Origin of the sequence: Sphaerochaeta halotolerans, from assembly GCF_003429665.1 — a bacterium.
Taxonomy (GTDB): domain Bacteria; phylum Spirochaetota; class Spirochaetia; order Sphaerochaetales; family Sphaerochaetaceae; genus Sphaerochaeta; species Sphaerochaeta halotolerans.
Map to the genome: position 1 here is coordinate 110,665 of NZ_QUWK01000004.1, position 24,325 is coordinate 134,989.

The 24,325-nt window shown below is 46.5% G+C and carries 20 protein-coding genes and 1 tRNA gene; 9 read left to right on the forward strand and 12 right to left on the reverse strand.

Features of this window, described 5'->3' with window-relative positions:
- Together DYP60_RS04895 and DYP60_RS04900 are read left to right on the forward strand one after the other, a co-directional pair.
- Positions 1-1,663: bifunctional metallophosphatase/5'-nucleotidase (locus tag DYP60_RS04895; protein ID WP_206363105.1), on the forward strand; the 1,663-nt coding region annotated here is incomplete at its 5' end.
- A 164-nt stretch (positions 1,664-1,827) separates the two neighbouring features.
- Positions 1,828-1,900: transfer RNA gene (locus tag DYP60_RS04900), tRNA-Asn, on the forward strand.
- Between the two features lie 772 nt (positions 1,901-2,672).
- On the opposite strand, the gene galE is transcribed toward DYP60_RS04900, so the two are convergent.
- Genes galE through DYP60_RS04915 form a run of 3 tightly spaced genes read right to left on the reverse strand, consistent with a single transcriptional unit; the run spans position 2,673 to position 5,490 of the window.
- Complete coding sequence (gene galE, locus DYP60_RS04905) at positions 2,673-3,659, reverse strand: UDP-glucose 4-epimerase GalE (RefSeq protein ID WP_117329768.1); 987 nt, start codon at positions 3,657-3,659, stop codon at positions 2,673-2,675.
- 16 nt (positions 3,660-3,675) lie between these two features.
- Complete coding sequence (locus DYP60_RS04910; RefSeq protein ID WP_117329769.1) at positions 3,676-5,013, reverse strand: phosphomannomutase/phosphoglucomutase; 1,338 nt, start codon at positions 5,011-5,013, stop codon at positions 3,676-3,678.
- Positions 5,014-5,016: 3 nt separating this feature from the next.
- Positions 5,017-5,490, reverse strand: coding sequence for a hypothetical protein (locus DYP60_RS04915; protein WP_117329770.1), 474 nt, complete (start codon positions 5,488-5,490; stop codon positions 5,017-5,019).
- A 78-nt stretch (positions 5,491-5,568) separates the two neighbouring features.
- Between DYP60_RS04915 and DYP60_RS14630 the strand changes: the two genes are divergently transcribed.
- From DYP60_RS14630 to rbr, 3 genes are all read left to right on the forward strand, one after another.
- Positions 5,569-7,962: a class I SAM-dependent methyltransferase gene (locus tag DYP60_RS14630; protein ID WP_117329771.1), complete on the forward strand. Its 2,394-nt coding sequence runs from the start codon at positions 5,569-5,571 to the stop codon at positions 7,960-7,962.
- Positions 7,963-8,120: 158 nt separating this feature from the next.
- Positions 8,121-8,519 carry a Fur family transcriptional regulator gene (locus DYP60_RS04925; protein WP_117329772.1) on the forward strand — a complete coding sequence of 133 codons (399 nt, stop codon included), beginning with the start codon at positions 8,121-8,123 and terminating at the stop codon, positions 8,517-8,519.
- 23 nt (positions 8,520-8,542) lie between these two features.
- Positions 8,543-9,085 (forward strand): rubrerythrin, encoded by a 543-nt coding sequence (gene rbr / locus DYP60_RS04930; protein WP_117329773.1) that lies wholly within the window; start codon positions 8,543-8,545, stop codon positions 9,083-9,085.
- Between the two features lie 49 nt (positions 9,086-9,134).
- Here rbr and DYP60_RS04935 read toward each other — a convergent pair whose 3' ends face one another.
- The 3 genes from DYP60_RS04935 to DYP60_RS04945 form a co-directional block, all read right to left on the reverse strand.
- Complete coding sequence (locus tag DYP60_RS04935; protein WP_117329774.1) at positions 9,135-10,370, reverse strand: amidohydrolase family protein; 1,236 nt, start codon at positions 10,368-10,370, stop codon at positions 9,135-9,137.
- A gap of 49 nt (positions 10,371-10,419) precedes the next feature.
- On the reverse strand, positions 10,420-12,129 hold the full coding sequence (locus DYP60_RS04940; protein WP_420820480.1) for a glutamine--tRNA ligase/YqeY domain fusion protein: 1,710 nt from the start codon (positions 12,127-12,129) through the stop codon (positions 10,420-10,422).
- An 85-nt stretch (positions 12,130-12,214) separates the two neighbouring features.
- Positions 12,215-12,739 carry a DUF1349 domain-containing protein gene (locus tag DYP60_RS04945; protein WP_133299287.1) on the reverse strand — a complete coding sequence of 175 codons (525 nt, stop codon included), beginning with the start codon at positions 12,737-12,739 and terminating at the stop codon, positions 12,215-12,217.
- 78 nt (positions 12,740-12,817) lie between these two features.
- Between DYP60_RS04945 and DYP60_RS04950 the strand changes: the two genes are divergently transcribed.
- From DYP60_RS04950 to uvrB, 4 genes are read left to right on the forward strand one after another with little or no spacing between them, the layout of a single operon-like run.
- Complete coding sequence (locus DYP60_RS04950; RefSeq protein ID WP_117329776.1) at positions 12,818-13,624, forward strand: phosphohydrolase; 807 nt, start codon at positions 12,818-12,820, stop codon at positions 13,622-13,624.
- An 8-nt stretch (positions 13,625-13,632) separates the two neighbouring features.
- Positions 13,633-14,604 (forward strand): carbohydrate kinase family protein, encoded by a 972-nt coding sequence (locus DYP60_RS04955; protein ID WP_117329777.1) that lies wholly within the window; start codon positions 13,633-13,635, stop codon positions 14,602-14,604.
- Between the two features lie 38 nt (positions 14,605-14,642).
- The gene (locus DYP60_RS04960) at positions 14,643-15,932 is read left to right on the forward strand and encodes a S1C family serine protease (RefSeq protein WP_117329778.1); all 1,290 of its coding nucleotides are present in this window, start codon (positions 14,643-14,645) and stop codon (positions 15,930-15,932) included.
- Between the two features lies 1 nt (position 15,933).
- Positions 15,934-18,006 (forward strand): excinuclease ABC subunit UvrB, encoded by a 2,073-nt coding sequence (gene uvrB / locus DYP60_RS04965; RefSeq protein WP_117329779.1) that lies wholly within the window; start codon positions 15,934-15,936, stop codon positions 18,004-18,006.
- On the opposite strand, the gene DYP60_RS04970 is transcribed toward uvrB, so the two are convergent.
- The 6 genes from DYP60_RS04970 to DYP60_RS04995 are packed head-to-tail and all read right to left on the reverse strand — an operon-like array spanning position 18,003 to position 24,286.
- Positions 18,003-18,899 carry a caspase family protein gene (locus tag DYP60_RS04970; protein ID WP_117329780.1) on the reverse strand — a complete coding sequence of 299 codons (897 nt, stop codon included), beginning with the start codon at positions 18,897-18,899 and terminating at the stop codon, positions 18,003-18,005. The two genes, uvrB and DYP60_RS04970, sit on opposite strands and share 4 nt — an antisense overlap.
- A gap of 32 nt (positions 18,900-18,931) precedes the next feature.
- Positions 18,932-19,903 (reverse strand): caspase family protein, encoded by a 972-nt coding sequence (locus tag DYP60_RS04975; protein ID WP_117329781.1) that lies wholly within the window; start codon positions 19,901-19,903, stop codon positions 18,932-18,934.
- Positions 19,900-20,463, reverse strand: a complete 564-nt coding sequence (locus tag DYP60_RS04980; protein ID WP_117329782.1) for a hypothetical protein — start codon at positions 20,461-20,463, stop codon at positions 19,900-19,902. The genes DYP60_RS04975 and DYP60_RS04980 overlap by 4 nt, the downstream gene beginning before the upstream one ends.
- Before the next feature lie 55 nt (positions 20,464-20,518).
- On the reverse strand, positions 20,519-21,580 hold the full coding sequence (locus DYP60_RS04985) for an ABC transporter ATP-binding protein (RefSeq protein WP_117329783.1): 1,062 nt from the start codon (positions 21,578-21,580) through the stop codon (positions 20,519-20,521).
- Positions 21,570-23,264, reverse strand: coding sequence for an ABC transporter permease (locus DYP60_RS04990; RefSeq protein WP_117329784.1), 1,695 nt, complete (start codon positions 23,262-23,264; stop codon positions 21,570-21,572). The genes DYP60_RS04985 and DYP60_RS04990 overlap by 11 nt, the downstream gene beginning before the upstream one ends.
- A complete protein-coding gene (locus DYP60_RS04995) occupies positions 23,261-24,286 on the reverse strand; it encodes a thiamine ABC transporter substrate-binding protein (RefSeq protein ID WP_117329785.1) in 1,026 nt (341 codons plus the stop codon). The genes DYP60_RS04990 and DYP60_RS04995 overlap by 4 nt, the downstream gene beginning before the upstream one ends.
- Between the last annotated feature and the right edge of the window lie 39 nt (positions 24,287-24,325).

Below are 24,325 nucleotides of genomic sequence, written 5' to 3' on the forward strand. Positions count from 1 at the left end.
GGGCTACACGCTGCAGGTAAGCGTACCTGAGGATCCGGCCATTGTATCGATGATTGGAGCAACCCCGAAGCCGAAGGTAAAGGCAGCGGTCCCTGCAAAGGCAGAGGCACCAGCCCCGGCACCAGCACCAGCACCAGTAGTAGAGGAGCCCAAACCTGTTGAATACCCACTTGGTGTATTTGAGATTATGAAAAACGCTGATGGCGCAAATGAGTTTGACCTCTTTGTAGTCCACACCAACGATGTTCATGGTCGTGTGTATTCCAGTGAAAACAGCGTTGGGTATTCAAAACTTGCTACCATGCTGAAGGTTGGACGCGGTATTACCGACAATATCCTATTGCTTGATGCAGGTGACGTGACTCATGGCACCAATGTTGTCAATATGTTTGAAGGTGAAACAGTAGGCGTCTTACTTGATATGCTTGGGTATGATGCAGTAGCTCCAGGCAATCATGACTTCAACTATGGCGTAGATCGTCTGCTTGAAGCTGCTGAGCTTGCAGAGAAATATACTGACATCAAGGTTCTGAGTGCCAACGTATTGGATGAGAACGGCTATATGTTGTTCCAGCCTTATCAGGTCTATAATTTCAACGACTTTACTGTTGGAGTTGTTGGCTTGACCACCCCAGACACTGCTACCAAGACCCATCCGAAGAATGTTGAAGGCGTGTATTTCGCCAACGAAGAAATCTTTGAGATTGGCCAGCAGGCAATTGATATTGCTAAGCAGTATGTTGATTACATCATCGTACTCGGTCATATTGGTATGGATCCTGATGGTGCAAGTGGTTTGACAACGGATAAGATTGTTAACAACATTAAGGGTATCGACCTGTTTGTTGACGGTCATAGCCACACCTTGCTGAAGCAGGGGATGAAGATTGGTGATACAATGGTTGTCTCAACCGGTGGATACATGGAAAATCTTGGCTTAGTCCAAATCCATGTCAAGAACGATGAGGTGACTGCTGTTTATCCGATGGTGATTCCTGCTGCAGATGTATGGAATGCCAAGGATTCTGATCTGGCCAAACAGTATGGTATTGCTGAAGTACCAAACGATGCTGAAGTTGATGAGTACCTCGGTTATATGACCGCGAAGCTCGATTCTAAGCTCAATACAGTTATCGCAACGGTACCGGAAAAGCTTGATGGTGAGCGTGCAAACGTTCGTACCAAGCCGACCAACCTTTCCAGGTTGATTACCAGAGCAATGACTGCTGCGAGTGGTGCAGACTTCACCATTACCAATGGTGGTGGTATCCGTGCATCCATAGATGCTGGAGAGGTTACGATCGGCGAAGTGATTAATGTTCTGCCGTTCACTAACATCATCACTGTTGTCGAGGCAACCGGAGCAGATGTCTATGCCGCACTTGAGCATGGCTACAGCATGTTGCCAGAGACCAACGGGGCGTTCTCCCAGACTGACCTACAGGTTGTTTACAACCGTTATGGTAAGCCCGGTAGTCGTATCCTGCGAGTCCTCCTCAACGGTAAGCCGATTGATAAGAATGCAACCTATAAGGTCGCAACTAATGACTTTATGGCTGCCGGTGGTGATGGATATACCATGTTCGGTAAGGTCCTTTCTGAAGGTTCCTTGCTAAGCGATGTGTTCATCGAGTTCCTCTCGGAGAACTACCCCGCAAAGTAAGGTAGAATTACAAGTTCAAGAGCGGCTATCTTTGGATAGCCGCTCTATTTAGGTAGACAAAGTAACATGCTCCAGTACTACATGGATTTTTTGGTATAACTTATTTCAAAATGCTTGACATAACTAGTACTATCGGGTAATGTTCCTATCGTTCGAAACGTTATTCGCCTGTAGCTCAGTCGGTAGAGCAGGTGGCTGTTAACCACCCTGTCGGGGGTTCAAATCCCTCCGGGCGAGCAAGGAAAAAAGACAATCCTAATAGGGTTGTCTTTTTTCACATCAATGCGTTTATGGATAAATCCAGAACCAAAAATCATGAAGAAATCAAACCTTTTCGCTTGTTTAGACATCTACTTTTACTGAAAGTATAGCCATGAGATTGTAGTATTGAAGAGAATGTAACGATCATTGAAAGCAGAATGCCACTAAGAAAGGCCTTGGATGTTGTTGTGATACTTCAGGCAATACGCATAATACTTTAAACCAAATGTGCAAAATCCATGTCTCTGAACATGAATCCGAAATTGATTCCTGTCTCAGACATCAAGGAGTACTGCCAAACAGAAAGCCTAGGATGCCAATACCCCCAGCTTCAATGAGTAGGAGTAATATAGATGATGTTCATGTATAACCACTGCCACACATCATTCCAATCTCTGTCGTCTTTCTGTATAGCGCTAACAGTTTAGTTGGAGGTAAGTATCTTTAAGCACTTTCACGGGTAGAATTACGTGAGGCAGTTTTATACCACCGAAAGTTTTTCTTAGATTTCAGTAGTGCTCCCAAGAAGATAGAGATAACAGCTAAGAATGACATAGTCCCTACAGAAATTGCTGTTGTTGTATTGCGGTAGTTCGCTTTTCCCGATTGAGGTTTTTAATGGCAGGTTGGAATATGAATGTTATACTGTGCTCCTCTGGTATGTTTGCCTCAGGACTAGCCCTTCATCAAATAAAAAACGACAGCCAACAAACTGTCGTTTCTGAAAGTGAGGAATTTCTAGTGAAGTCTATCTATATACATGCTTCTGGTTGGCCTCATAGACCATCCATGTAGTCTTGATGATATTCTCCAAAGAAGAATGCTCAGCCTTCCATCCGAGGGCCTTATAGGCCATCTTAGAGGAAGCTACAAGTTTTGCTGGGTCCCCTGGGCGACGATCGACATACTGTGCTTCAATCGGTTTACCGGTTATCTCTCTTGCAGTATCAATAATTTGTTGCACGCTCAGTCCTTCCTCACTACCCAGATTCACCACCAAGCTATCGCTTCCTGCCAAAAGATGTTCAGCCGCGAGCACATGGCCTTTTGCTAAATCAGTAACATGAACGTAATCACGAACACCGGTCCCATCCACTGTGTCATAGTCATTGCCGAAGACCAATAGGTTGGGGCGGATACCACTGGCAACCTCCATAACAACTGGGATGAGATTGGCTGGGTTATTTTCCAATCCAAGCATACGTCCTTCACCGTCATAACCAGCAGCATTGAAGTATCGTAGAGAGACATATCGGAGTCCCTTGAGTTCACTGTACCACCTTAGATTTTCTTCAATACAAAGCTTTGTATATCCATAATAATTAGTAGGATTTTTTGGGTGTTTCTCATCCACGGGTAGGTATGAAGGCTCTCCATATACTGCGGCAGAGGAGGAGAGGATGAAATACTTCACTCCAGTTTCTATACAACCGGTGATCAAGTTCAATGAACCTGTAATATTGTTCTCTGAATACTTGATGGGCTTTATCATCGATTCTCCGGCTGCCTTGAAAGCAGCAAGGTGAATAACGACATCCCATCCTTCCTGCAGTACTTCAACGACCCTTTTTTTATTCATGACGTCACCTTCATAGAACAAAGCCCGGTCATCGACATTGCTCTTGAGGCCACTGGAAAGATTATCAAAAATACCAACAGTATCCTTGCGGTCAAGGAACTCTAGAGCTACATGGGTGCCAATATAACCGGCACCTCCGAATAGTAATACTTTCATTGTGTATCTTCCTTACTTAGTTGAATTGTTTGATAATCGTGGAAAGTTCTTTTGTTCTTTCCTGGAGTTCTTCCTTCGTTTTTGCCTCTACCACCAAGCGTAGATAGGGTTCTGTATTGCTCTTTCTAACATTGAACCACCAAGAAGAGAATTCAATGCGATACCCATCAAAGTCCATCACCTTTTCCGGCTTGTCATTGGTGACATAGCGATCAAAGAGGGCCTGCATGGCCTCATCTTTTTGTTCCAATTTGAAATTCATCTCACCACTATTCGCGTAGACGATAACAGTATCAATGAATTCTCCGATAGTCATTCCCTGTTTCTTGAGCTCTGCGACCACTTGCAATACCAAGAGGGAGGCTAGGAAACCACTGTCACAGTTATAAAAGTCCCTGAAGTAGTAATGTCCTGCAAGTTCTCCTCCGAAAATTGCCCTGAGGTCGCGGAGTTTTGTCTTGGCAAATGCATGGCCTACCTTCCAGACATGTACCGTAGCACCAAGGTTTGTCAAGTATTCAGTGGTTGAACGACTGGTGCGAATATCGACAAGGACATTCCCTTTTTCCTTGCGTAGATAGTAATATCCCAGTACGGCGGTTATATAATCGGGTTGGAGGAACCTGCCTTTCTCATCAAGGAACATAACTCGGTCGGCATCACCGTCATAAATAACTCCAATATCGCTCTTGTTCTGCAGGACCGCATTCTGCAAATCCTCGCAATTCTCTATTTCAAGAGGATTGGGTTCATGGGCCGGAAAGGTGCCGTCGAAATGGTCGTACAGATAGTGATGATCACTACCAAGGAGGTCCTTGACCAAGAGATTAGCCATCCCATGAGAACAGTCGATTGAGAGGTTCAACCCACTGGTGTCTGGAACGTATTGCTTTAGGAAGGCAAGATAAGGTTCTTTTGCATCCTTTTTTTGTATCGACCCCTTCTGTTCAGAAATAACCACTGGGTCATTGTTCACCATCATTTCCAGTTCTTTCAACCCACTGTCAGAACCAACGGGAACGGCCTTTGCCCTACTGATCTTCAATCCGTTGTAGATTGCAGGGTTGTGGCTTGCGGTAATCTGAACAGATGCATCAACGTTGAAATGTACCGTGGAGAAGTACACCATGGGAGTGGTTGCAAGTCCAATATCATATACATCAGCTCCGCTGTCGGTGATTCCATTGCACAAAGACTCGAATATTTCCTCACTGCTGGTCCTTACATCACGACCTACAAGAACCACCTTGCTTTTCAATAGTTTGGGAAGAAAGTACCCAATCTTGTAGACAGTTTCTTTATTGAAATCCTTGTTATAGATTCCTCTGATATCATACGCCTTGAATGCGCCCATGCATTAGTCCTCCTTGCTGATAGCTTCCAGCTCTTTGATAAATTGCTTACGATCCATAAGTTCAAAAAAGTGAACCGTTCCGTTTTTGAGTACTACCATCTCTACCATCTGTCTGAATAGTCTATCCAGAGATGTTGCTTGACGGACTCGGTCCACCGAAACTGTTCCCTGCGAAACCTTATATGCTATAGCTTTGGGAATGGGACGGGTGGTAGCAACCTCATCTACAGCAAAAGAACCCTCGTACTTGCTGAATGGTTCCTTTTTCTTTTTTGGTTTGAGACTGATTCCAAACATTGATGGAGTTCGCTCAAAATCTTCAAAATACAATGTGTTTCTTACTCTATAGAGAAATACTCCAAATTCCCGCATGATTTCCTTGTTATTACCATACCATGTAGCATAGGTTCTCCAGGTAATAGGAGCTTCGTGCCGTTTCTCAAGATTTTCAATAAAAGCCTGTGCATCATCTTCCATGAATTTTTCCTTTGCTTCTCTAGCTTTTTTCTATAGTACCATATACACTGCGTTGCAGAAAGAGCTATTGGGATTGTCATGGATTATACAGAAAAGGATTTTGGAAAGATTTTAAAGCAAAATGCTCTCAAGATGCGTCGGATGATGTTGCAAAGCAACACGACCTGTATGAGGGTGTATGATCGAAACCTGGAACGTTTTCCTGTAACTGTTGATCTCTATGGTCCCTATGCAAGAATCACCGATTACAGCGATGATGGGTTGGATGAAGAGGATGAGAGGATTTGCTGCGATATCGTCTCACGAATGCTCTACGTACAGACCAACCATGTGGTGTTCCACCGACGTTCAAAGCGGACAGGGAAGGAACAGCACAGCTTGCAGAGCGAACAATCCCTGGAAGTGCAGGTCAATGAAAATGGACTTTTGTTTACTGTTGACCTGACCAAACGGATTGATACCGGCTTATTCTTGGATCACATGCTTACGAGAATGGTGGTTGAAGGAATGAGTCGGGGGTGCAAGGTGTTGAACTTGTTCTCCTACACAGGATCCTTCTCGGTATATGCTGCCCGTGGTGGAGCTGAACGTGTAGAATCGGTGGACTTGTCCAGTACCTATACTGCATGGGCAGAAAAAAATCTTGCCGACAACGGATTCCCCCTGACAGTGTTCCCTTGCATTGCTGCCGATGCATGGACATATGTGATGGAAGCATATGTACTAGGCAAGAAGTATGACCTGATCATTTTCGACCCTCCGAGTTTTTCGAACAGTCGAAAAATGGATCATGATTTTGATGTCCAAAGGGACTATTTGCGATGGATGAAGGTGCTGAATGCACTACTTGCGATGGGTGGAAAATTGGTGTTTTCAACAAACTTGGGAACATTCAAGATGGATGAGAAAGCAATACGTGGATTTGAGATCAAAGAAATTACCAGACGAGTTGCAGCACCGGGCTTCACCCGCCGTCTGGGAACTGCGAGGACGTGGTTGCTGACGAAACACGAAGATATACGGATACCAGAAAGTTGGGTAGTTACCGTACAAGAAAAAGCTGGTAAAAATGACCAGCACGATGAGAATGGGCAAGAAGCCCGTATACTAAACAAAGAAGAAAAGATTATGAAAGAAGAAAAGAAAGAACCAGTAGAACTGGAAACAGAAGAAAAAACCGTAGAGGAAGAAGCAGCAAACACAACTGTAGCAGAACCCGAACAGGCAGAAGAAGATATGGTGCTTCTCAATGATGAAGCAGACCAGGCAGTTGAAGATCTCAAAGATGAGAACGCAGAATTAGCACAATCTGATGATGAAGAAGTTGAAACAGAAACTGACAATTCTAATGATGAAGAAACCCCTGTGGTTGAACCAAATGAAGTTGAGGATGACCTTCTAACGCTTAGTTGGGATGACCATGAGTTTGTCCCTTTCATGCAGAAAGCTCCATCTGAAGAGTCCTCTGAGAAAAGAGAGACTGAAAATCGGGAACCTCGTAGAGATGACCGCCCAAGCAGTGACCGTCCTTCCTACCGAGATAGAAACGACAGACGCCCAAGTGGTGACCGCCCGTCCTACCGAGATAGAAACGACAGACGCCCAAGTGGCGACCGTCCGTCCTTCAGAGACAGAGATGACAGACGCCCAAGTGGTGACCGTCCGTCCTATCGTGACAGGGATGACAGACGTCCAAGCGGCGACCGTCCGTCCTATCGTGACAGGGATGACAGACGTCCAAGCGGCGACCGTCCGTCCTACCATGACAGAAACGACAGACGCCCAAGCGGTGACCGGCCTTCCCACAGAGACAGAGATGATAGACGCCCAAGTGGTGACCGTCCGTCCTACCATGACAGAGATGACAGACGCCCAAGCGGTGACCGCCCTTCCTATCGTGACAGGGATGACAGACGCCCAAGTGGTGACCGCCCATCCTATCGTGACAGGGATGACAGACGCCCAAGTGGTGACCGCCCGTCCTACCGTGACAGGGATGACAGACGCCCAAGTGGTGACCGCCCGTCCTACCATGACAGAAACGACAGACGCCCAAGTGGCGACCGTCCGTCCTTCCGCGACAGGGATGACAGACGCCCAAGTGGTGACCGTCCGTCCTACCGCGACAGGGATGACAGACGCCCAAGCGGTGACCGCCCGTCCTTCCGAGACAGAGACGACAGACGCCCAAGCGGTGACCGCCCGTCCTTCCGAGACAGAGACGACAGACGCCCAAGCGGTGATCGTCCTTCCTACCGCGACAGGGATGACAGACGCCCAAGTGGTGACCGACCTTCCTTCCGCGACAGGGATGACAGACGCCCCCCATTCTCCAAGGAAAAAAGTGGGAGAGATGGTGGCAGTGATGAACGTCGTCAACGTAAATCTGGTCCGAAGCCTTATGGGTTTGACTCTTTCCGGCAGACCAAGACCAGAGGAGAAAACGAAGACGATCCGTTCCTCTCTGAATGATTTTGTTACCTATAGTGTAAATATGTTTAGAACCCCCGTTTTGGGGGTTCTATGCTGATTACATGAAAGATTATTTTCTTCAGATTGTATCATATTGACAGTGTAGTTCACTTGGAGTAAGATAACTATTGAGATAAAATATCATTTAGGAAAAACCCATGAAAGATAAGCGACAAACAATACAAAAGGGACTGGTGTGGGATGCCGTAACCAACACTACCAACCATCCAAATGCTGAACAAATCTACGAGCGTATTGTTGAGAAACATCCATCGATTAGTAGAGCTACAGTCTATCGAAATCTAAACTCACTTGTTGAAGAAGGTAAGGTAAAGCGTGTTAGGGTACTTGGCGGTCCTGACCATTTTGATCACACGTTGCGGAACCATTACCATATACAATGCATTCATTGTAAACGTGTAGACGATATAGAGTTATTTGAGGATATCAATCTATCCGAACAGAATATCGACACCTCTGGATATACTCTGGAATCATATGAAATAGTCTTCAACGGGATCTGTCCCGAATGTAAAAATAAGCGTGCTGCTCAATAGGCAGCTACTGAAAGGAGCAATGAATGGAATTGAAAGGATCAAAAACAGAGAAGAACTTGCATCAGGCTTTTGCCGGCGAGTCAATGGCTCGGAATAAGTATACCTATTATGCTTCCAAGGCAAAGAAAGAAGGGTATGTACAGATTGGAAATCTCTTCGAAGAAACTGCTTCAAATGAGAAGGAACATGCAAAAATCTGGTTCAAACTTCTGCAGGAAGCTGGTGAAATCCCTACTACAACTTCCAACCTAAAGGATGCTGCAGCAGGAGAGCACTATGAATGGACCGACATGTATATAAACTTTGCAAAGGAAGCTCGGGAAGAAGGCTTCACCAAGATTGCTACCTTGTTTGAAATGGTTGCTGCCATCGAGAAACATCATGAACAGCGCTACCTTGATCTCTTGAAGAATATTGATGGTGGCTTGGTATTCAGTCGTGATGGAGACCAGATGTGGAAATGTTCCAACTGTGGCCATATCGTTATTGGCAAGAAGGCTCCTGGCATTTGCCCCGTATGTAACCATCCCCAGGCATATTTCGAGATTGTAGCAAAAAACTATTAAACTTTTGGTAGTTTTTAGAAAAGAGCAGGCCGCAGTGCCTGCTCTTTTCCTACCCATCGGTGTCTAGATGCATGAACCGGAGTGGATTGCTATGAACCATCTCATGAATATCGTCATCACTGAAAGGTGACTCCTCAAAGATCCGATAATAGGATGTGTATGATTCCACCTTCACAAGGTTAACCGAAAAGTCAGTACCAAACAGGCTCCTGGAAAGTACCGTCTGCTTTTTTTCTACATCCAGTGTTTTCATGTAATTGGAAAGCAACACGTAGAAATCAGGATTGCTGCCACTGAAAGAGACATCTGCATACACATTTGGATAGAGTAGCATGAGTTCAACAAGATCATAAAACCACGGAGAGTCGGGTACTCTGCTTGTTAAGCTAGATAGTAGTGACAAGGGATTTTTTTGCAGTTGGTTGTACTGCCAACCATAATGGGCAAAATCAATCCTAAGCATAGGGTAACGTGCAAGTACCGGCTTGTAGGAGGATGGGGCAGTGTATTTCCATGCCTCCTTCGCTGGTACTCCTCTGAACCCTTGATCGTCACAATGGGTCATAATAGGGATGTCGTGTTTCGTACAAAACTCATAGATCATGATGACTTTGTCACGCTGTTCTGGGTCTGTTGGCCACGGGTCATAACCCAGTGGGGGATAGAGCTTGACTCCGTAGAATTGTTTCTTCTCATTACCTGTACGAATATAGGTATTCAGTAGTCCTTCAATGAAGGAAGGGGAATGAACCTGTGGGTTGATGCCTAAAAAGGGAAAGAACTCGAACAATCCATCTGGATGGGTTGTCCGATAATAATCAAAACCCTCTAGGGTGTCTTTCACATAATCAAGGATTTTTTCTTCTTTGGGGGCAGGATAGTAGAGCGAGTCGTTCCTAATTTTGCTGCTGGAGAAGTCCATCAAGAGTGGGCACATTGCCATCTTGTCGTAAGTACGGGAACGCATGTGCATTTTCCCATCGTGGATATAGGGCTTTTCAGGTCGGATGGCTTCTTCATCATGACTGGAAAATTTCCCCATGAGATCATCTTCCATCATTACCAGGGTCTCTCCGATGGTCTGTTCAAATGTGGTCAATGTATTGGTGATGCGGTTGAGCAGGGCTGCGCTCTTACGATTCTTGTTGGTCAAGATATAGCTCGGGGAAAGGGTCCCGCTGGTCACCAAGTCCCCGATACCTCCCTCCAATGAGGAAAAGAACGACAGCAAATTTGGATGCACGATATTCATCACATGAAAATGCTGGTCAAAGAAGTAATGCATACCACCCTCCTCAGAAGGTAATGGGGGGGTTATACGACCCCTCAAGGAATCACATACCCATCTTCTTTTTCAACTTTGCCCAAGAATCCTTGAGTGTTACTGTCCTGTTGAAAACGAGATGGTCTTCACTACTTGCCTTGCTATCAACACAGAAGTATCCATTACGGATGAACTGCAGATAATCCCCTTCCCGTGCTTGCCTGATATATGGCTCTGCTTTTGCATTGCTTATAATCTGCAAGGAATCGGGGTTTAAGTCATCCAAATAGTTGCCTGTTTCCTTCCCTGGATACTCAGTGAGGAAGAGCTTGTCATAGAGGCGAGCCTCGATGGTGACCCCTTCAGAGGCACTGACCCAGTGACTGGTTCCCTTGACCTTTCTCCCATCAGGAGTGGAACCCCCTCTTGATTCAGGGTCATAGGTGCAATGGACTTCAACGATGGTTCCCTCGTCATCTTTTACTACTGAATGAGCCGTCACATAGTAAGCATACTTAAGTCTGATCTCATTGCCGGGATAGAGTCTGTGGTATTTCTTCGGAGGATCTTCCATAAAGTCTTCCCTTTCGATGTACAGCTCCCGTGAAAAAGGTATCAGGTGTGTTTCGCTGCTTGGGTCTTCAGGATTGTCCACAGCCTCAAAGTATTCGACCTTATCTTCAGGATAGTTGTCGATGACCAGTTTTAGAGGGTCCAGTACCACCATCAAGCGCTGTGCACGTTTATTCAAATCTTCCCGAACACAGAACTCCAACAAGGAGAAGTCAACAACGCCCTCAACCTTTGCCACTCCAACGCGGCTGATGAAATCTTTCATCGATTCAGGAGAGTATCCTCGTCTTCTGATACCGCTGATGGTAGGCATTCTAGGGTCATCCCATCCATCCACGATTCCCAGCTTAACCAAGTTGAGAAGTTTCCTTTTGCTCATCACAAAATAGTTGATGTTCAAGCGGGCAAATTCATACTGATGTGGAGTATGCTCAATACCATCAATGCTGGTTGCCCAATCATAAGCAGGTCGGTGATCTTCGAATTCCAGTGTACAGATAGAGTGGGTCACGCCTTCAATGGCATCACTGATGGGATGGGTGAAATCATACATAGGATAGATGCACCAGGTGTCCCCGGTTCGTGGATGTGAAGCAAACTTGATACGGTAGAGTGCCGGGTCTCGCAAGTTGAGATTGGGACTGGACATATCAATTTTTGCTCGGAGAATGTACTTCCCCTCTGGGTGTTTGCCTTCATGCATCTCATGGAACAATCTCAGATTTTCTTCAATACTCCGCTCTCTGTCGGGACTGTTTTTCCCGGGTTCCTTCAACGTTCCCCGGTACTCCTTCATCTGCTCGGCTGTCAGACTGTCCACATACGCCTTGCCTTGTTTTATCAACTCCAATGCTATCTCATATAATTGCTGATAATAATCTGAAGCATGGTACTCGTATTCACCCCAGTCGTAGCCAAGCCATTTGATGTCACGCTTGATGGAGTTGATGTACTCCATATCTTCCTTCTCGGGATTGGTGTCGTCAAAACGGAGGTGGCAGCGGCCTTGGTATTTTTCAGCAAGCCCGAAATTGATGCAAATCGACTTGATGTGTCCGATATGCAGGTATCCATTGGGTTCAGGGGGGAACCTGGTTACAATGGTGTTATTAGGAACCCGGCCGCTCGCCAGGTCATCTTCGATGATTCGTTCCAAAAAATTAAGGGGTGTTTTTTCTTTCATCCCCACTTCATTGTTCTCTTCCATCATGGTCCTTCCTTATACCCTTTCAAAGGGGCTTCTCTGAGGATAGCACATAGTAGCACAACCCTAGTGGTTGTGCGAGTGGCTATCAGATTTCTTTCTTATAATCCAATGCGCTCATGGATGCCTTTGCATCCTCACTCCCTTCGTTAGCAAAATAGGGACCGAAACTTACGGATTTCTGGATCCCTGGAAGCGTGTAACTGCCTACCCAGGTTACAGAGTCTGAACTCTGTCTCCTGTATCCGATCGATAGATGGGAACCTCTGCGTTTCATACTCCATATTGCTTGGTTGCTTCCTTCCTTTAAGGGAATTCTACTATAGTTGAGGAAACCATTGATCATCACGTGTATTTCCAAGGATTCTGTGCTTATTCCAATGCCTATGTAATCGGTATCCAGATGGTAGAAGCAAACTCCTGCAAAGACATGATTCCCAGAGCTGGAGAGTGTCATGTTGCAAGAAAAGTCATCATCAGAAACTGCAAGCAACAGAGGCCCATCAGGCAAGTGCATCTGAGGTTCAACAGAGAGGGAAACCGTTCGATGGTCTTTATCCCATGATCTGGGTTTTCCCATCCATCTAAAATCGCGCATCGTAATCTTTCTCATATACGCAGTATAGGAGAGTTGCTTCATTTTATCCATAACCACTTTATGTTCGGAAGAAGTTGTTGTACCTTATAGTGTATGAAGTCACCAAAAGAATACGCATTGGAAAAGTATTTACTGTCACAGCTGGATAGGGATTCTGACAGCTATCGTCTGGCAACACTGCTCGTACAGGACCCTGAGATCGAGGCATTGCAAGAGTATGCGAACAGTGTTTCAATCAAGCGGCTGAACTACAATGACCACGGTCCGGTACATATGCGCCAAGTGGCCATCAACGGAGTCAAGATGCTCACCCTCCTCAAGGATGCAGGTATCAAGACGTCCTTGGAACAAGAGGAGAGTGGCAGTTTCGAAGATAGTATGCTTGCTTTATTGCTTGCGTCATTCGTACACGATCTTGGTATGAGTATTGGGCGAAGTGATCATGAATTGACTGGCTTGGTGATTGCACGTCCTATCATGAATCGTATTCTCACCCAGCTTCTCGGCGACCAGTTGACCCGTAAGATAGCCATTATTTCGGTTGCCAGTGAAGGAGTGCTCGGGCATATGGCAAATAGGAGAGTACACTCCTTGGAGGCAGGAATGCTTCTGGTTGCTGATGGATGTGACATGGAAAAGGGAAGAGCTAGAATTCCTATGAGTATCATGAGCCATGCAAAGGTTGGTGATATCCATAAATACTCTTCCAATGCAATTGAGAAGGTGACGATTACAAAAGGTGATTCGGTCCCCATCCTCATCGATATCGCCATGAGTAGTGATGTAGGATTTTTCCAAGTTGAAGAAGTATTGCTACCCAAGATTTCAATGAGCCCTGCCAAGGTATATGTACAGGTTCATGCTGGGGTAATCGGAAAAGAGCGAAAGAAGTACTTGTAGGAGGAATCATGATAGGTGTAATTGGAGAAGCATTGATAGACTTTATTGCCAAGGGAACGCTGGGACCATCGGTTCCCTATGACTCGGTGGTTGGCGGATGTGCCTTGAATACGGCCGTTGCTACCTCTAGGCAGAATTCTCCTGTTGTGTATATAGGGAAAATCTCGGGAGACATTTTCGGGCAGCGAATGCTCAACCATCTCATCGAGAGTGAGGTGTTATTCGATCCAAGTCTCTGTGCTGCACCCCAGCCATCTTTACTTGCCATGGCAAGCCTTGATGCAGAAGGGAAAGCAAATTACACCTTTTATACAGAAGGAACAGCAGTGGCCAGTATGACCAAAGCAGAATTGCTAGCTGCCCTCCAGGAACATACCGATTTGAAAGTGGTACACATCGGTTCAGTGTCCTTGGCTCTGGAGCCTCTCTCTGAGGTAATCATCTCGGCTTTGCAATCCTATGAACCAAAACCTGTGATATTCCTCGATCCCAATGTCAGGCCAGATGTTATTACCGATATGAATGCATTGAGAAGTAGGATTGAAGAAGCAATGGACTTGGCATCCTTGGTCAAGATTAGTGATGAGGATCTTCTGTTGCTCTACGAAGGAAAGGATGCAAAGAAAATGGCTCAGTCCCTTGCCAGGGAGAAGCAGGCTCATATCATTCTTACTCTTGGCAGGAAAGGAAGCATTTGGTACACCCCTGAAGGGGAATCAGCTTCCATGGAGATTATTGACCTTCCGGTTGTCGATACGGTGGGGGCTGGGGACACCTTCAGTGGAGGTCTCCTCTCCTATCTCTATGAGAGGGACTGTTTCGGCAAGGATGGGGAAATCCCACAACTAAAAAACCTATCACTTGATCTAATCAAGGATGCGTTGGTTTGGGCGACAGCCTCCAGTGCCATCACCTGCTCCAGGAGGGGGTGTGATCCTCCTCGGTCCGAGGAGATACGTTCCTTGCTCTCCAGCCTCTAGGTTGCCTTAGCATCTTCTTTGGAAGTACACTAAGCCTTATGCTGAAGAATACCCGTAACAGAATTATACGCACATTGCTCCTGATTGTAGGGGGTGTGTTTTGTGTATTCATCGGCTTGTTGCTATTCCGTTGGACAGACAGTATTGCGGAAGATAAGCAAAGAAAAGAACTCTCAAAAGTGCTCCATACCATTGCCGAGGAACAGGGACCAGAAGGAGTGCTTGCACTTTCTGGATTGCATGTGGCAGACATTCTCTCAGGAGAAGATGGCTTGATATTATTTGAAGAAAATGACGCCATCTATTATAGTGCTACAGAGAAACAACAGATGAGTGTCTATGAAAACGTGAACAAGAGCGTTGTACATATCACTACGGTGGGAGAGACAGCGGTGAGCGCTTTCATGGATGTCCTCCCCGCTAAAGGGACTGGCAGTGGCATCATTCTTTCCAAGGATGGGTACATCCTTACCAATGCCCATGTGGTAGAGAAAAGTGCAAGCCTGCAGGTTGGTTTGTATAACAACCAATCCTATGCTGCAACTTTGGTTGGTATGGATAGTGAGGATGATCTAGCAGTAATCAAGTTAGTTTCAGCCAAGGATGTTGTGTTGTATCCTGCCTCCTTAGGGACCAGTGAGGATTTGCAGATTGGGCAACGGGTAATTGCAATTGGAAATCCTTTCGGGTATGACCGTACGATGAGTGTAGGTGTGGTAAGTGGGTTGAATCGTCCGGTAAGAACCAGCGAAGGCAAGGTGATTATGAACGCAATCCAGACCGATGCCGCAATCCATCCTGGAAACAGCGGTGGGCCCTTGCTCAATACCCGTGGGGAAGTCATAGGGATAAACTCTGCAATATTCACTACTTCAGGGAGCTCACAGGGGTTAAACTTTGCAATTCCTGTTGATACTGCCATTGCAGTCATACCGGATCTGATCAAGCAAGGAAAGATCAGCCGGGGATGGCTCGACCTTGCTGCAGTACAACTTACTCCCCAGCTGGTTGCCTATGCAAAACTTCCTGTTGAAAAAGGTGTTCTGGTCAGTGAAGTCACCAGTGGAGGGTTTGCTGAGAAAGCAGGCATACAGGGTGGGAGCCGAAAGGTCCAGTATGGATCCTCGGTTATCAATCTAGGAGGTGATGTGATCACCGCTATCAATGGTGAGACGATTGAAGATCTCAACGATCTCTATCTGGCATTACTCCCGATGAGAAGTGGGGAAAAAGTCTCGGTGACAATCAATCGTGACGGAAATGTAAAGAAGATGGAAGTGCAGCTGATTGAACGAACAGCGCAACATGTGAGCGCATTGGTACGATAAGATGAAAGATACAGTATATGTTGATGAAAAATGGGGAGGTGAAGCCGTTTCCAATATCCATGGACAGGTTTCCTACCAAAGTAAACCTTTCAAGGTAGTATCGTCCTATGAACCTGCAGGGGATCAGGGAGAAGCAATCAAGGCACTGAGTGCTGGCTTGCTTGCTGGGGACCGCTCTCAGACCCTCAAGGGTGTTACCGGCAGTGGTAAGACCTACACGATGGCGAAAATCATTGAACAAGTGCAGAAACCTACCTTGGTGCTCTCGCACAACAAGACACTCGCAGCACAATTGTATCGGGAGTTCAAGACCTTCTTCCCGGAGAATGCGGTAGAGTACTTTGTTTCAACGTATGACTACTATCAACCTGAAGCATATGTTCCAGGGAAAGATTTGTATATCGAGAAGGATGCCTCGATCAACCAGGAGATTGACAGGCTTCGGCTTTCTGCCACATTCTCCTTGATGGAGCGTCGTGATGTCATCGTAGTCTCTACAGTTTCCTGCATTTATGGACTGGCAAATCCGGTGTCAGTCCGTGATATGGTATACACCTTTCACACCGGGGATGCCTTCAACCATCGTGAAGTACTTGAACAGTTGGTGCGTATGCAATATGAACGAAATGATGCTATTCTCCAGCGAGGCTCATTCCGAGTTCGTGGAGATGTAGTGGAGATTTGCCCATCCTACCTGGAAAATGCAGTAAGGATCTCCATCGATTGGGACGAAATTGCCTCCATTCAATGGTTTGATCCAGTAAGTGGGGAAAAGCAGGAGATAGTCGATAGCTATTCCCTATACCCCGCTAAACAATTTGTTATGCCGCATGAGCAGGTCAAGGCAGCCATTTCGAAAATCCGGAGTGAAATGGAAGATCAGGTTGAGTATTTCACCTCCATGGGTAAGCCGCTGGAGGCCGAACGAATCAAGACCAGAGTAGAATATGATTTGGAGATGCTTGAGGAGATCGGGTACTGTTCAGGCATCGAGAACTATTCACGTCCACTCTCTGACCGGAAGGCAGGTGAGAGACCGGCTGTTTTGTTGGATTACTTTCCCCCAGACTTCATCACCTTCATCGATGAGTCACACGTTACGCTTCCTCAAGTAGGGGCGATGTATGAGGGAGACCGCTCACGGAAATTGAATCTGGTGAACTTTGGGTTCAGACTGCCCTCAGCGTTGGACAACCGCCCTTTAAAGGCCTCCGAGTTTGAACAGGTCGTGAAACAACGAATCTATGTTTCAGCAACACCGAATCAGAAGGAAGTGGAAGAGAGTACACGTGTAGTAGAACAGATTATTCGGCCCACCGGCTTGCTTGACCCAGAAATCGATGTTCGTCCCACCGAAGGCCAGATGGAGAACCTGTACGGAGAGATTCGCTCTGTTATCAAGAAAAAACAGAGAGTACTGGTTACAACGTTGACCAAGAAGATGAGCGAGGATCTTACCGATTACTTTGCCTCCCTCGGTTTGAAAGTTCGCTATCTGCACTCCGAGATAGAGACCATTGAACGGGTGGAGATCCTCAGGGATCTGCGCCTGGGTGTTTATGATGTGTTGGTTGGAATCAACCTACTCAGAGAGGGCCTGGACCTTCCTGAGGTTGCCTTGATCGCCATTCTTGATGCAGACAAAATCGGCTTCCTTCGCTCTGCTACTTCCCTGATCCAGACCATAGGCCGTGCTGCCCGTAATGCAGAGGGACGGGTTATCATGTATGCAGACCGTATGAGTCCAGCAATGGAAGAGGCAATCAGAGAAACCAACCGACGCCGTGCAATCCAGATGGCTTACAATGAGGAGCATAATATTACTCCTACGACCATCGTCAAAGCAATTCATGATATGCTGGAACGTGAACAGCATGAACAGCATGAGATCCAGAAACACGATCTCGAGCTTCTTAAAGGCGGTTACAACCTGCTTAGTGCAACGGATAGAAAGAACTACATCAAGGCACTGGAGAAAGAGATGCTAGAAGCAGCAAAGAATCTGGAGTTCGAACGTGCAGCAGTCATTCGTGATGAGATTCAGGACGTAAAGGCAGGCAAATTCACCAGCTAGCGGAGGATCAGATCCAGCGGCCCCCCAGTGATGGTGGGGTGCTGGTACTCCCATGAATTCACACTGTTTAGTGCAATATCCTGATGGTAGTACACATATTGGTAGAGGTAGTCCACAGAAATGGTTTGGTCAACTTCTCGCTGCCTTTGGTTTTCTTCATCCCAGCCGAGTCCTTCAAGTAGAGCTTGTGTGAAATGACCGTGTGATGCTGTTTCACTAGCCGTGTTGTCATACGTAGTAGCAGCCAGTACAAATACAGGACGGGTATATGAACCTTCAGTGAAGTATTGGTCATATATTTTCTGTAAGTACGCATTTCTCTCAATGAGAGAGTAGGAGGTTTCACTCTCCAGCACAAAGTTTCCGCTATAGCAGCTGTCCATTAGTAAGAGAACACTCCCTTTAGCGGAATCAAGGGCATCATAGAGTTCTTCAACGGTCAGAAGCACATCTGTGTACATAGAGCCTGATTTGGAGAAGATGGACCCATCATTACGTGGGGGATACAACACCAACGAACCATCTTCCATTCCATGACCACTGTAGCTGATGATGAGGATGTCTTGCTCGTCCATTGCATCTGATAAAGACTCAATTTTCTCGATTACATGGGCTTTGGTAGGAAGCAAAAGGTCATCCAAATCATCATTGCCATCTTGGAGCATAAGGGTGGATGTATGTTCCTTTCCTGCAAACAGAGCATCAAATGCTTTCTCCAGTTCTATGGCATCAGGAAGTGTACCGTCAAGGTAATCGTCGCTTCTGATATTTGTACCTACATAGCTGAGCGCAATGGCAAGGTGATGGGTTTTCCCTTCTGTAGGTGACGGGGTTATCAACTCACAACCCAAAAAAAGTGATAGGGACAGAAGCATCAGAAAATGGAGTTTCATATTTCTAAAGTTCAATTCTCTGTTCCTTTGCTTCAGTAGCTGAAGAGTACCATATCCATGGCTCCACCGGTAATCATGGGGTGTTGTACATTCTCCCCGATGGTAAACAACGACCAGCGTACTGGGAACGCTTGATGCTTCTTGATATATTTGTAGAGGGAGTCAATACTCAGTAATTCATTTTGCGCTGCAGGTGGGGCACCGTTTGCAATCTTTTTGGTAGTATGGTTCCATCCCAATGCTGCAAGCAGTGCTGAGGTAAACACGCCATGATTATGGTCACCGAATTGTATTTCATACGAATCAGAATCAGCACTGGCGGTAAATACTACAAACGAAGGTATCTGATACTCTTCATCCGAGAAGTACTTGCCATACCAATCATCGATACCATTATCATAGACCCAGCTTGAACTCGAAGGGGACTCAGGGACAAAGACGCCACTGTAGCAGCTATCGAGGATTAGGAGTTTTTTCCCCTTGATAGGACTTATACGAGCATGCAACCACTCTGGGGTTACCACAATTGGAGAGTCTTCTGATATGTCCACTGGTCCAGAGGTCTGAGTATGTGCCATCAGGAGTTCCCCTGTCCCTTCAATTCCGTGACCACTGTAGGTAATGATGGTCAGATCATCTGCTGTTGCCACTCCTGCAATGGTAGCAAGCGTGTTCTCCAGATGATTCCTGGAGGCATATCCTAGGTCATCAAAGGTTTTTTGGGTATGATCAGTCCCTTCCTGAAGGAGCAGGGTTACTTCAATATCTGTACTATCCCAGCCAGCTCTCATAGCCTGTTGACTGAGTGCATCTGAAAGTTCCCTTGCATCAAAGACAGTACCAGGGAGGTCTCCCAGGTAGTCATGCCCATCAGGTTCATTCTCATACGTGATTCCTATCGAGACAATGTGAACGGTTCCTGTCTGTACTGGCTCCTCGTAGTACAACTCACAGGATGCCATGAGGAGTATTAGGATGGGTAACAGAAGGAATACTCGTCTCATGTATCACCTCTTTTAAAAGGGAAGAGCAGGTAGCGTATACCAATACCTGCCTGTAGTGCAGTAATCTCCTTCCTGAGATGCACTGAGAGTGGAACTATAAGGTGCATCTGGTAAGTAGGTTCCTCAGCAATGAGGAATTGGGGGCCTAGTTTAAATGAGAAGGAGGCGAATACTTCTTCAATCTGCTTGTAGAAGTTTACTTCACTCCCACCCTGGATGAAAAGTGAGAATCTATCACTCAGTGACCAGCTTGCAAGGATACTGAGCCCGAGGGAGTTGAATCCACGCGCACGATAGTTCCCAAAGGGGAGAGAGTCGGAGACAGAGTAGATATGTGCCTGAAGTACTGTTTCCCAGTTGCTTCCCTGATATCCAAGAAACCCGACGGTAGTGGAAACGGCCAAGGAGGACCGAGCTGGTATCTCATCCTCGAAGTGGGGGATGCCAAGGTAGTAGGAGAGTGAGGAAGACGCAGCATAATATTGCTCTCCACTTGCAGCAGGCAGGCCGGCTGTAACGAGAATCAGAAGAACGATAAGATACAGTCGTTTGCCTTTCATATTCTTAGTATACAGAAATCCTAGGACATGCCTATTGCCCAACCATGGGAAGTTTTCATTTTGTCATGAGTGCCCCATCAAGATATTCACTGACTGCCTTGATTCTAACCCCTAGCGTTACATGGTCAGCAATAGGACGGTGAGACGCATGGGCGATGATCGTATGACCTTCCCAACTACACGTGAGTCGATAGTGGTCTCCTTGGAATTCACAACTGACTAGTTCTGCATCCTTGAATTTGAGATGTGGAAGGTATTCAGCCAGTGGTAGACTCGCATCATCTTGGACCGATACCTCTTCTGGTCTGAAGAAAATGGTATGTTGACCCTCCTGAGGTTTGAAGACAAACGGTTCGAATGACCCAATCTTGACTAAAGTCTTGGGAATAACGCTATAGGGAAGTATATTTCCTTCTCCCATGAAGGTGGCAACAAAGAGATTCGCTGGATTGGAGTAGATGGCTTCCCCAGGTCCCTCCTGCATCACCTTCCCCTCATTCATCACGATGATTCGGTCAGCTATTGAGAGTGCCTCTTCTTGGTCATGGGTCACATATATGGTCGTGATACCCGTTTCATCATGGATTCTTCGTATTTCCTCACGAAGATGCTTGCGGAGTTTTGCATCCAGGGCAGAGAGTGGTTCATCCAGCAACAAGAGCTGGGGCTGTGAAGCAAGCGCCCTTGCCAAGGCAACCCGTTGCCTTTCCCCACCACTGAGTTCTTGGCTCCGTCTTTTTTGATATCCCTCGAGGGCCACCAATGAAAGGAGGCGGTTGATCCGCTCCGCCCGTTTTGTTTTTGAGAGTTTACGGAGCTTCAAGGGATAGGCTATATTTTGTTCCACGCTCATATGGGGGAAAAGCGCATAATCCTGGAATACCATGGCGATCTGGCGTTGATGGACCGGGGTTTGGGAAAGATCCTTTCCGTTGAGGACCAAGGACCCTGAGTGTAGAGGGAGTAAACCGGCGATCAACTGGAGTGATGTGCTCTTCCCACATCCTGAAGGACCTATGATACAGGCGAGTTCCCCTGCCTGCACGGAAAATGACACATCCAGTGAAAAATCCTTATAGAATGCCTTCAGTACACAACTCAGACCCTCAGCGGCCATATGTCCCTCCTCTCGCAAATTCACTCACAATAAATACCAGTACACTGACAGCAATCAAGATGGTTCCCAGTGCACAGGCGCCTTGGAAATTATAACTTCCAATGAGCCGATACATAACCACGGGCAGGGTAATGATTGAACTGTTTGCCAACGTCAGGGTTGCATTGAACTCTCCCATACTTAAGGCAAAGGCAAAAATCGCCCCTGTGAACATGGCACCCTTCAGCAAAGGGAGTTCTATGGAAAGAAAAGTCCTGAAAGGTCCAGCTCCAAGCGTCAATGAACTATGCATGTAGGTGAGGGGAATCTTACGATACTCAGGGAGAATGGTCCTCAGTACAAAGGGGATTGCTATCACAAGATGCGCCAATACAACCAAGGTATAACTCAATGCAAGACCTCCCCTGAGCCTACTTGCAATCAAGTAATATCCCAAACCTATGATTACGGAACTGACGGTCATGGGAAGCATCCCTGCCAATTCCAAGAAGGAGTTGGTATGTTTCTTTCTCCTGATGGCTAGTGAGAGCGTGAGAGCAAGAGGAACCGTTAGAACGGCAACCGCAAGTGCGATAAGCAGGCTGTTCGTCAATGCACCCAGGGCAGATCCCATATGGCCTGTTGCATGTTCCAAGCTGAGTAACTGACGATACCACTTGAGGCTGAAAACTTCCTGTGCTGAACGGGATGGAGCTGCCATGAAGGATCGTACCACTACCGATACAATAGGACCGAGAATAAAAAGGAACGAGATAATGGTGTACAAGAATGCGAGCACGCTTCCAACCAGTGTTGCCGGTCTCTTCTCTGCCTTACGGTGGGAAGTGCTATAGGTTTCGCTCTGTCCCAACTTCTTCTGGGTTGCATTGTACCAAAGCAATAAGAGGCTGGTTATGAGTATGGAGAACAGAGATAGGGCACTTGCCGCAGCGGGGTTTCCCATCATTCTGGCCTGCCGGTAGATTTCCACTTCCATCGTCGTGAACTGAGGGCCACCTCCGAGTACCAAAATGATGGCAAAACTGTTGAAGCAGAACAAGAACACCAGGCTGGCAGAGGAGACAATTGCAGGAATAAGCCTGGGGAGTGTAATGGAGAAAAAGGTCCGTACCTTGTTTGCTCCCAATGTCCAGCTTGCTGCCTCGCAATTTTCATCCATATGCTCCCAATAGGAAGATACAAGGTTCATGATGATCGGAAAGTTGTAAAATGTATGTGCGAGGATGATAGCAGGAAATGAGTAAAGAATTTTCAGGGGTGGTTCCTCAAGCTGAAAAAGAGCCATCAATGCACGATTGAGGAAGCCGTTGTTGCCGAAGAAGATGACAAAACCGAGTACTACCAAAATGGAAGGGATGACAAAAGGAATGGTACTCAGGGCAAGAATCATACGTTTGCCTTTGAATGAGTATGTTGCAATCAAGTAGGCTCCAGGCAGTGCTACGGCAAGAGAGGCAAGTGTAGAGAGTGTAGCCTGCAACAGCGTGAACCCCATGATCCTCTGGGTATACGGGTCACTGAAAACACTGATAATCCGGGAAAATGAAAAGCCCTCCTCGGTGATAAAAGCTGAGGAGAGCGTGAAAAAGAGAGGAACAAAGAACAGCATCAGCAAGACAACCATCGAAGGAATGGGCATGGTACGATAGAAACGTCTGTACTGAATGCTGTTGTTCTCTCTCATTTACTCATTACCTGTGTCCATTCAGTAAGCCACCTATCCAGGTTTTTTGCAAGAGTTTCGCTGTCCATGGAGAGGTTCTTTTCCGGTTTAGGAGCGTAATTGAAAGCATCAGGAAGTTCTGTCTTGCTGTTGACCGGATACATTGAGTTTGCTATTGCAATGGTCAATTGCCCCTTGGTCAAGATGAAGTCAATGAACTGCCGGGCTTCATCCTTCTTATTGCTTGATGCAAGCAGGCCAACTCCCTCAATGGTAGTGCTGTGTCCTTCTTCAAAGAGTGCTACCTGGTAGCGGGTAGTATCCTCGTAGGTCACATGATACACAGGACTGGTCGTATAGCTGAGCACCAAGGGAGCTTCTCCCTCAGTGAACAGACCATAGGCGCTTGACCAACCATCGGTGATGGTCAGTGCCTGATCCTTCATGATCTCCCACCATGAGAGGTATCCCTCTTCCCCAAAGACCTCGATTGTCCAAAGTAACAAACCAAGACCGACAGAACTCGTTCTGGGATCGATTAGGATAACCTTGTCCCGATAAATTGGGTCGGTCAAGCTAGCAAGAGAGGTCGGGACCATGTCACTGTCCATGGCCTCTGTATCCACTACAAAGGCAAAGTTGCCATAGTCGAAGGGGAGCAACTGATAGGTAGGATCAAAATGCAGGAAGGATGGGATTTCTGAGAGGGCCTCGCTCTTATAAGGTTCCAACAACCCTGCCTTATAGATTTTTGAGGCCATGTCGTCACTGATACCCACCACTACATCTGCCCATGGGTTGTTTGCTTCCGAGATGAGTTTGTTCATCATCTCCATACCATCACCCGAGCTCACCAAGTTGACCTTGATGCCGGTCTCTTCTTCAAATTGCTCGGCCAAGACAGGGCCAGGGCCCCAGTCTCCAGTGAAGGAGTCATAGGCATAGACTACGAGCTCCTGCTGTTCCTGCACCCCTTGTGCTGTAAGCGGGATGAAAAGTGAAAGGATGGCAACCAATACACATACGAACTGATGCTTTTTCATAAGCACCTCCATATAATTTAGTTTGCCATGGGGATTGAT

Excerpts from the sequence above, each read along its gene's own strand:
- galE (WP_117329768.1), bottom strand. The coding sequence starts at position 3,659 with ATGAAAGTATTACTATTCGGAGGTGCCGGTTATATTGGCACCCATGTA.
- DYP60_RS04910 (WP_117329769.1), bottom strand. The coding sequence starts at position 5,013 with ATGGGCGCATTCAAGGCGTATGATATCAGAGGAATCTATAACAAGGAT.
- DYP60_RS04915 (WP_117329770.1), bottom strand. The coding sequence starts at position 5,490 with ATGGAAGATGATGCACAGGCTTTTATTGAAAATCTTGAGAAACGGCAC.
- DYP60_RS14630 (WP_117329771.1), top strand. The coding sequence starts at position 5,569 with ATGGATTATACAGAAAAGGATTTTGGAAAGATTTTAAAGCAAAATGCT.
- DYP60_RS04925 (WP_117329772.1), top strand. The coding sequence starts at position 8,121 with ATGAAAGATAAGCGACAAACAATACAAAAGGGACTGGTGTGGGATGCC.
- rbr (WP_117329773.1), top strand. The coding sequence starts at position 8,543 with ATGGAATTGAAAGGATCAAAAACAGAGAAGAACTTGCATCAGGCTTTT.
- DYP60_RS04935 (WP_117329774.1), bottom strand. The coding sequence starts at position 10,370 with ATGCATTACTTCTTTGACCAGCATTTTCATGTGATGAATATCGTGCAT.
- DYP60_RS04940 (WP_420820480.1), bottom strand. The coding sequence starts at position 12,129 with ATGGAAGAGAACAATGAAGTGGGGATGAAAGAAAAAACACCCCTTAAT.
- DYP60_RS04945 (WP_133299287.1), bottom strand. The coding sequence starts at position 12,739 with ATGAGAAAGATTACGATGCGCGATTTTAGATGGATGGGAAAACCCAGA.
- DYP60_RS04950 (WP_117329776.1), top strand. The coding sequence starts at position 12,818 with ATGAAGTCACCAAAAGAATACGCATTGGAAAAGTATTTACTGTCACAG.
- DYP60_RS04955 (WP_117329777.1), top strand. The coding sequence starts at position 13,633 with ATGATAGGTGTAATTGGAGAAGCATTGATAGACTTTATTGCCAAGGGA.
- DYP60_RS04960 (WP_117329778.1), top strand. The coding sequence starts at position 14,643 with ATGCTGAAGAATACCCGTAACAGAATTATACGCACATTGCTCCTGATT.
- uvrB (WP_117329779.1), top strand. The coding sequence starts at position 15,934 with ATGAAAGATACAGTATATGTTGATGAAAAATGGGGAGGTGAAGCCGTT.
- DYP60_RS04970 (WP_117329780.1), bottom strand. The coding sequence starts at position 18,899 with ATGAAACTCCATTTTCTGATGCTTCTGTCCCTATCACTTTTTTTGGGT.
- DYP60_RS04975 (WP_117329781.1), bottom strand. The coding sequence starts at position 19,903 with ATGAGACGAGTATTCCTTCTGTTACCCATCCTAATACTCCTCATGGCA.
- DYP60_RS04980 (WP_117329782.1), bottom strand. The coding sequence starts at position 20,463 with ATGAAAGGCAAACGACTGTATCTTATCGTTCTTCTGATTCTCGTTACA.
- DYP60_RS04985 (WP_117329783.1), bottom strand. The coding sequence starts at position 21,580 with ATGGCCGCTGAGGGTCTGAGTTGTGTACTGAAGGCATTCTATAAGGAT.
- DYP60_RS04990 (WP_117329784.1), bottom strand. The coding sequence starts at position 23,264 with ATGAGAGAGAACAACAGCATTCAGTACAGACGTTTCTATCGTACCATG.
- DYP60_RS04995 (WP_117329785.1), bottom strand. The coding sequence starts at position 24,286 with ATGAAAAAGCATCAGTTCGTATGTGTATTGGTTGCCATCCTTTCACTT.